Below are 6,550 nucleotides of genomic sequence, written 5' to 3' on the forward strand. Positions count from 1 at the left end.
CCCTACACTGGCTTCTGATTTGAGTACGTCTGGCGGAGGAGATTTCCCGAGACGACATGGCACAACGCGCGTTCAACCTGCCGAACATCCTCACCTATGCCCGCATCGTCGCGGTGCCGTTGGTCGTGCTGTGCTTTTTTCTTGAAGGACATCTGAAGTCGTCCGACTTCGCCCGCTGGTCGGCGCTGGTCATTTTCCTGCTTGCCTCCATCACCGATTACTTCGATGGTTATTTCGCGCGCGCGTGGCAGCAGACCTCCAACATCGGCAAGATGCTCGACCCGATCGCCGACAAATTGCTGGTCGCAACCTGCCTGCTCCTGCTTGCCGCCGACACCGACCGCCATGGCGGTATCGCCGGCTGGTCGCTGTGGGCGGCAATCATCATCCTGTGCCGCGAGATCCTGGTCTCGGGCCTGCGCGAATATCTGGCTGCCTTGAAAGTGTCGGTGCCGGTGACCCAGCTCGCCAAATGGAAGACTACCATCCAGATGGTCGCCATCGCCTTCCTGCTGGTCGGCCCGGCCGGCGACAAGATCTTTCCGCTGACCACCCAGATCGGCCTGGTGCTGCTGTGGGTCGCGGCGCTCGTTACGCTCTACACCGGCTACGACTATTTCCGCGCCGGCCTCAAGCACATCATGGACGAGTGAGATGTCGACGAAGCTCATCTATTTCGCCTGGGTGCGCGAACGGATCGGCAAGCCGGAAGAGGACGTCGACTTGCCTTCCGGCATCGAGACGGTCGCCGATCTGCTGCGCTGGCTGAAGTCGCGCGGCGAGGAATATGAGAACGCGCTGCAATACCCCGACGTCATCCGAGTCGCCATCAATCAGGAACATGTCGGCCACGGCGAGAAGATTGCGGGCGCGCGCGAGATCGCGCTGTTTCCGCCGATGACCGGGGGCTGAGATGGCAGGCGCCGTCGTGCCCGCCATCCGCATCCAGCGCGAGGATTTCGACGTCGCCGCCGAGATCGCCTGCCTGACCAAGGGGCGCGCCGATATCGGCGCCGTGGTCACCTTCTCCGGCCTTTGCCGTGACGAGCAGGGTGCGCTCTCGGCGCTCGAGCTCGAGCACTATCCCGGCATGGCGGAAGCCGAGATCGGACGCATCGCCGCCGAGGCCGTCGAGCGCTGGCCGCTGCAGGGGCTCACCGTCATCCATCGCCATGGAAAGATAGCGCCGGGCGAGAACATCGTGCTGGTGGTCGCGGCCTCGTCGCACCGTCAGGCGGCCTTCGAGGCGGCGAATTTCCTGATGGACTATCTGAAGTCGCGCGCGCCCTTCTGGAAGAAGGAACACCGCGCCGACGGCTCCGAGGGCGGTTGGGTCGAGGCCAAGGAAGCCGACGATCAAGCGGCGGACCGCTGGAAGAAACACAGCGACTAAAAATCCCGTTCGGCCATCGAACGACCGCAATCCTTCCCAAGCCTGCCGGGCGGTTTGATTTGCTTGGCGGGAGCAATCTCATGCTGGACCGCATCGCGGAATTCTTCATCTTCGGGCTGGTGCCGCTGGTCGTCGGCGTGCTTGCCGTGCCGGAATTGACCAAGGCCGGCGAAAGGACGATCGCGGGCGAGGTGACCTACCGCGAGCGCATCGCTCTGCCGCCCGATGCCGTGCTCGTGGTCGAGCTTGCCGATGTCTCGTTGGCCGATGCGCCAACCGTGATCGCTAGGCGCAGGATAGCGCCCACCGGCCAGGTGCCGATCAAGTTCGACATCGGTTTCGATCCCAAGGCGGTCCAGAAGGGCCGAACCTACGCGCTGCAGGCGCGCATCACGGTCGGCGAACGGCTGATGTTCACCACCGGTACGAGCCAACAGCTCGATCCGCTGGCGGGCAGGCCGCAGACGGTTTTGCTGAAAATGGCGCGCTGACGCCTGATCGCGCGACTTTTCAGCCTCGAAACCGTGTTCGCCGGAATAAACCGGCGACGCCAGGCGTTGACTTACGCAGATGGCGGGCAGGCAACGGGACAATGTCCCTTCACTTAAACCGCCAGACCGAATGCGCGGATCGATCTGGCACTCAGAGGAGACCAGATATGAAAAGGCACACGCTCTTTCTCGCAGTCACAAGCATATCGCTGATCGCCTTCGCCGGTTTTGCCAGGGCGGACGATCATCTGTTCAACGCCACGCAGCATGGCCTCAGCCCCGACAGCCAGCCTTTCCAGACCAACAAGGCCGGCCACAGCGGTGACCTTGCGCCTGGACAGGGCAGTCCGTTCACCGGCGAGGAGACGAAGACGCCGTCCACCGATACCGAGGCGGCGAACGCCCATGCGAATGTGAAAGACCGTCAAGCCAAATGACGCCTGCCCGCCGGGGGCCGGCGGGTTTTTAGAGCAATTCCAGGAAAATTGGGACGCGGTTTTCGTTCCGGAATTGCGTGAAACAAAGGGATAGAGCGGTTCGCCGTTTCCAGGAAATGGTGAACCGCTCTGGCATGCCGGGCCGCCTCAACGGTTCTGTCTGTCATTCAAGCACGTCGCAATTGACCGCGCCGCTGCAACCGCCTAGCCTCCCTTGAAAATGGGGATGGGGTTCCCCGAAACCGCCCTTGTGGCTGATGACTCCTGCCAGGCGTGCTCTTGCGCGGCAGGATTTGTTTTCCCGCTCATATCATGCCTGATTTCGTGAAGTGATTCCGGTTTGGAATCGCGTTGGAAAGGCATTGAAAACGATGACCCTTGCGGCTTGCGCCCTGGTCCTGATCGGCGGTTTCCTTGGCGGCATTTCCCGCTTTTTCCTGTCCGGCGTGGTCGGCCGCCGCATTGGCGAGACCTTCCCCTGGGGCACGCTGGTGGTTAATTTTTCCGGCGCCCTTGCCATCGGCGCCTTCGCCGGCGCGGCGCGCTCGGTCGGCGGCATCTTCGCCAGTGGTCTCGTGCGCGACCTGATCGTCGTCGGCCTGTTCGGCGGCTACACCACGGTGTCGTCCTTCTGCCTGCAGACGCTCAACCTGGCGCTCGAAGGCGAGGGGCGGCTCGCCGCCTTCAACGTCGTCGCGTCGTCGGCTCTTTGCGTGCTGTTCGTCGCCCTCGGCTTCTGGGCGGTAGTATGGGTGGTTGCTTCAACCACCGGAGCTGCGGGCTGAGCGATGGTGGACAGACGGATGGCAATGCGGCTTTATCTGGCGGTCGGCTGCGGCGCGGCGATCGGCTCGCTGACGCGCTTCCTGTCGGGCTATGTCTTCGTCTCGCTGCTCGGCCTCAACGCGCTTTGGTCGACCGCTTTCGTCAATGTCGTCGGCTCCTGGGTCATCATGGCCTTCGCCACGCTGACCGGGCCGGACGGCCGCCTGATGGTCGGGCAGGCCTGGCGCAATTTCGTCATGGCCGGCTTCTGCGGCGGGCTCACCACGTTCTCGGCGATGAGCCTCGACACCTTCATCCTGCTGTTCGAGGGCGACTGGCGGCTGGCCGCGATCTATCTCATCAGTGTGGTCGGCCTGTCGCTCGCCGCCGCGTGGCTGGGCTATCTCATGGCGTCCAGGCTCAACCGCTTGCCGGTCGCCGGGTAACAAAGGAGGAGGACATGGAACTTCCCGTGCAATGCGCGCTGCTCAGGATCTTCTTCGGCGAGGACGACAGGGCTGCTGACGGCAAGCCGCTGCACGAGGCCATCGTCATCAAGGCGCGCGAGGCCGGCATGGCCGGCGCCACGGTGCTGAGAGGTCCGCTCGGCTTCGGCCGTTCGAGCGTGCTTCACACCGCCAAGATCCTGCGCCTGTCGCAGGATCTGCCAATCGTCGTCGAGATCGTCGACGCGCCGGAGAAGATCGATGTGCTGATCCCGGAGATCAAAGCGCTGACCAGGACAAAGAGCTGCCTGATCACCAGGGAGAAGGTCGAGGTCATCCGTTACGGGGACGGCGACTGAACCCGCCATCTCCCATCAGCCGCCACGAAGCCGGCGGCCGATCGTCCTTTCGTCGAAGATACCGGCGGAAAAGAGTTTCATGGCCTCTATCGCCAAGTCCGACGCCTCGGAACTGCCTATGACGATGCCGCGCTCCTCGCAGACCTCGTCATAGATACGCTTCAACAAAGCGAGGTCATCCGGATAAGCAAGGCCACTTTCAGAAACATGAGGCTTGATCATGCTTCGCTCTCTCGGTTCGGCGGAAGCGCGGCTCACAGCCGCCGACGCCCAGCGCTACTTTGTTGCCAATTTTCGCTGAACCTAGGGCAGGCGGCGGATGTGACCACCCGTCTCAAAATAAAAACGGCCCGCTGGAGCGGGCCGTTCCGTGAAACTCGAGCTTGCGCCTCAGCCGACGATCTCGGTATCCGAGAACCAGTATTTGATCTCCTGTGCGGCGGTCTCCGGCGCATCCGAGCCATGCACCGAATTCTCGCCGATCGACAGTGCATGTACCTTGCGGATGGTGCCCTCGGCGGCATTGGCCGGGTTGGTGGCGCCCATCACTTCGCGGTTCTTGGCGATGGCGTTCTCGCCCTCCAGCACCTGCACGATGGTCGGCGCCGACGACATGAATTCCACCAGCTCGCCGAAGAACGGGCGATCCTTGTGGACAGCGTAGAACCCTTCCGCCTCGCGGCGGCTCATCCACACGCGGCGCGATGCGACGACGCGCAGGCCAGCGTCTTCCAGCATCTTGGTGATGGCGCCCGTCAAGTTGCGCCTGGTCGCGTCCGGCTTGATCATGGAGAAGGTGCGTTCGATCGCCATAAGGTCGTCCTTGTTCTGGGAATGGAAATTGGAGTGGCGGGCTCTATACAAGCCGCTCGGCGGCTTGCCAAGGGGAGGCCGCTTCTGGCCAAGACGAGCGGTTTGCGGGATAATTAGACGGCTGCGAACGCGCTCGACGCAGGTTTGGAGCTGAGGCGATGAACTGGCCCTACCTCAGACGCGGCGACATGGCGGGCATTGTCTTCATGGCCGTGGTTCTTGCCGTGGCCGCCTTCGCCCTGCTGTTCTTCCCACAGCGCGCAGAGCAGAATTTCGGCTTCGGTCCGGAATGGCAATGCGTGCGCATGGGTGAGGGCGATCCGATCTGCGTGAGGCTGGCCGACGGCAATGCGCCGAATGACGACACGCGCGACAAGGGCGCGTCAAAGTAGATGCTAAAGCATGATCCGAAAAGCGGGAACCAGTTTTCGGAGAAGATATGCTCCAACAAAGAGTTAGATCAGGATGGCGATTCAACGAAACGCCATCCTGATCTAAAGCTCGACCTCAATGGTCAGTGTCGGCGAGTCCCCCGCTTTGAGACCTTCGCGCTGGCGCACCGGGGCCTTGACCGGCAACAGCAGGCTGCCTGAGGCCTTGTCGGGGAAGAGCGATGTTTGCCACCTGGTGGCGCCGATCATCGCGGTGATGCCGAGCGAGCCCCAAGGGCGCGCCAGTCCCGCCATCGTCGCCTTTATGCGCGCCGCGACATCCGTCGGCAGCGTCACGAAATGCCAACCGCCCTTGCCCGGGTAGACCCAGATCTCGGCCTTCATCTCATAGCGCAACATGGCAGTCCGGTGCTCGCGCCGTTCACGCCGCGGCCGCGACCTGCCGGCCGATCCCGCCATGCAGGTCGAGGCAGCGCTCGAACCATTGGGCCACGCTGTCGCTGTCGTCGAGCAGCCGGTAGGGCGAGGCGATGCGCGCCCATTGCAGCGCGCCGAAGACGATATAATCGGCAAACAGCGGCAAGGCTCCGCCGATGAAGGGCTGGTAGGTGAGCATCGAGCGCAGCGGCTCCAGCGAGGCGCGGAAGCCGGCGAGCCCTGCGTCGCGGCCGGCCACCACCTCTTCCAGCCGCTTGCCGTAGCGCTTCTCGCGGTCCTCGCGGAAATAGCGGCCGTTCGTCTCGTCCTGCATCCCGTGCAGGTCGGTGAGCGCCACGGTTGCGACATAAGGGTGGATGGTGAGCTGCGACCAGCGCTCGATGAAGCGCGCCATCGCCTTGCCGCCTTCGCCGGCAAACAGCGTCGGCCGCTCGGGATAGGCCTCGTCGAGATAGAGCGCGATGGCGAAGGAATCGACCACGACCCGCTCGCCGTCGCGGATCACCGGCACCGTCTTCGATACGCCGCCCTCCACCTTGGGCACTTCGAGGAAGCGCGTCGGCATCTTGGTCGCGGCGAGCCCCTTGTGGGCCAGCGCCATCTTCGTCTTCCAGCAATGCGGGCTGAACGGGCGTTCGGTGTCGTGGCCGACGAGGTCATAGAACAGAATGGTCATTACGGTTCCTGCGGGTTACGAAGAGCCGGGATTCGTTGTGAGCCGGATGGAAAAATGAAACAGCATTTCATGATGTTTGCGGCTTACAATCAATGGGCCAATACGCGCATCTATGATGCCGCCGCGGATCTTGGCGAAGACGAACTCGGTCGCGACGTCGGCGCCGTCTTCGGCTCGATGCTCGGCACGCTCAACCACCTGCTCGCCGTCGACCGCGTCTGGATGAAGCGCTTCACCGGCGAGGGCGACGCGCCTTCGAACACCGCCGCCATGCTCTATCGCGCCTTGCCGGCCCTGAAGCTGGCGCGCGAGGCCGAAGACAGGAGGATCCTCGATTGGG

14 protein-coding genes and 1 riboswitch are annotated in these 6,550 nt (G+C 63.3%); of the genes, 10 read left to right on the forward strand and 4 right to left on the reverse strand.

Translation table 11 applies throughout. The annotated features are described in order from the left end of the window. Positions 1–56: 56 nt before the first annotated feature. The 8 genes from pgsA (at position 57) to LB528_RS24440 (ending at position 3,891) form a co-directional block, all read left to right on the forward strand. Positions 57–653 carry a CDP-diacylglycerol--glycerol-3-phosphate 3-phosphatidyltransferase gene (pgsA, locus tag LB528_RS24405; RefSeq protein WP_040984724.1) on the forward strand — a complete coding sequence of 199 codons (597 nt, stop codon included), beginning with the start codon at positions 57–59 and terminating at the stop codon, positions 651–653. Position 654: 1 nt separating this feature from the next. Beyond that, complete coding sequence (gene moaD / locus LB528_RS24410; RefSeq protein WP_224716622.1) at positions 655–912, forward strand: molybdopterin converting factor subunit 1; 258 nt, start codon at positions 655–657, stop codon at positions 910–912. Position 913: 1 nt separating this feature from the next. Next, positions 914–1,393 carry a molybdenum cofactor biosynthesis protein MoaE gene (locus tag LB528_RS24415; RefSeq protein ID WP_224512647.1) on the forward strand — a complete coding sequence of 160 codons (480 nt, stop codon included), beginning with the start codon at positions 914–916 and terminating at the stop codon, positions 1,391–1,393. 80 nt (positions 1,394–1,473) lie between these two features. Further along, complete coding sequence (locus tag LB528_RS24420) at positions 1,474–1,884, forward strand: YbaY family lipoprotein (RefSeq protein ID WP_224512649.1); 411 nt, start codon at positions 1,474–1,476, stop codon at positions 1,882–1,884. 167 nt (positions 1,885–2,051) lie between these two features. Next, positions 2,052–2,321, forward strand: a complete 270-nt coding sequence (locus LB528_RS24425) for a hypothetical protein (protein WP_224512651.1) — start codon at positions 2,052–2,054, stop codon at positions 2,319–2,321. A gap of 213 nt (positions 2,322–2,534) precedes the next feature. After that, positions 2,535–2,595: riboswitch (Fluoride riboswitch) on the forward strand. 97 nt (positions 2,596–2,692) lie between these two features. After that, on the forward strand, positions 2,693–3,106 hold the full coding sequence (gene crcB, locus LB528_RS24430) for a fluoride efflux transporter CrcB (protein WP_224512682.1): 414 nt from the start codon (positions 2,693–2,695) through the stop codon (positions 3,104–3,106). 18 nt (positions 3,107–3,124) lie between these two features. Next, entirely contained in the window at positions 3,125–3,532 is a 408-nt protein-coding gene (gene crcB, locus LB528_RS24435; RefSeq protein ID WP_411962253.1) for a fluoride efflux transporter CrcB, read from the forward strand. A gap of 14 nt (positions 3,533–3,546) precedes the next feature. Continuing rightward, the gene (locus tag LB528_RS24440) at positions 3,547–3,891 is read left to right on the forward strand and encodes a DUF190 domain-containing protein (protein WP_224716623.1); all 345 of its coding nucleotides are present in this window, start codon (positions 3,547–3,549) and stop codon (positions 3,889–3,891) included. Positions 3,892–3,906: 15 nt separating this feature from the next. Here the strand turns inward: LB528_RS24440 and LB528_RS24445 are convergent, their stop codons facing one another. Continuing rightward, positions 3,907–4,113 carry a hypothetical protein gene (locus LB528_RS24445; RefSeq protein WP_224512657.1) on the reverse strand — a complete coding sequence of 69 codons (207 nt, stop codon included), beginning with the start codon at positions 4,111–4,113 and terminating at the stop codon, positions 3,907–3,909. Positions 4,114–4,281: 168 nt separating this feature from the next. Next, the gene (ndk, locus tag LB528_RS24450) at positions 4,282–4,704 is read right to left on the reverse strand and encodes a nucleoside-diphosphate kinase (protein WP_041010781.1); all 423 of its coding nucleotides are present in this window, start codon (positions 4,702–4,704) and stop codon (positions 4,282–4,284) included. A gap of 158 nt (positions 4,705–4,862) precedes the next feature. On the opposite strand from ndk, the gene LB528_RS24455 reads away from it, so the two are divergent. After that, positions 4,863–5,096, forward strand: a complete 234-nt coding sequence (locus tag LB528_RS24455; RefSeq protein WP_224518627.1) for a hypothetical protein — start codon at positions 4,863–4,865, stop codon at positions 5,094–5,096. Positions 5,097–5,198: 102 nt separating this feature from the next. Here the strand turns inward: LB528_RS24455 and LB528_RS24460 are convergent, their stop codons facing one another. Together LB528_RS24460 and LB528_RS24465 are read right to left on the reverse strand one after the other, a co-directional pair. Beyond that, positions 5,199–5,495, reverse strand: a complete 297-nt coding sequence (locus LB528_RS24460; protein ID WP_224518626.1) for a DUF1905 domain-containing protein — start codon at positions 5,493–5,495, stop codon at positions 5,199–5,201. Positions 5,496–5,517: 22 nt separating this feature from the next. After that, on the reverse strand, positions 5,518–6,210 hold the full coding sequence (locus LB528_RS24465) for a glutathione S-transferase family protein (RefSeq protein WP_224518625.1): 693 nt from the start codon (positions 6,208–6,210) through the stop codon (positions 5,518–5,520). A 54-nt stretch (positions 6,211–6,264) separates the two neighbouring features. Between LB528_RS24465 and LB528_RS24470 the strand changes: the two genes are divergently transcribed. Further along, positions 6,265–6,550: DinB family protein (locus LB528_RS24470; RefSeq protein WP_224716624.1), on the forward strand; the 286-nt coding region annotated here is incomplete at its 3' end.

This window comes from Mesorhizobium sp. CA4 (genome assembly GCF_020165075.1).
Taxonomy (GTDB): Bacteria; Pseudomonadota; Alphaproteobacteria; order Rhizobiales; family Rhizobiaceae; genus Mesorhizobium.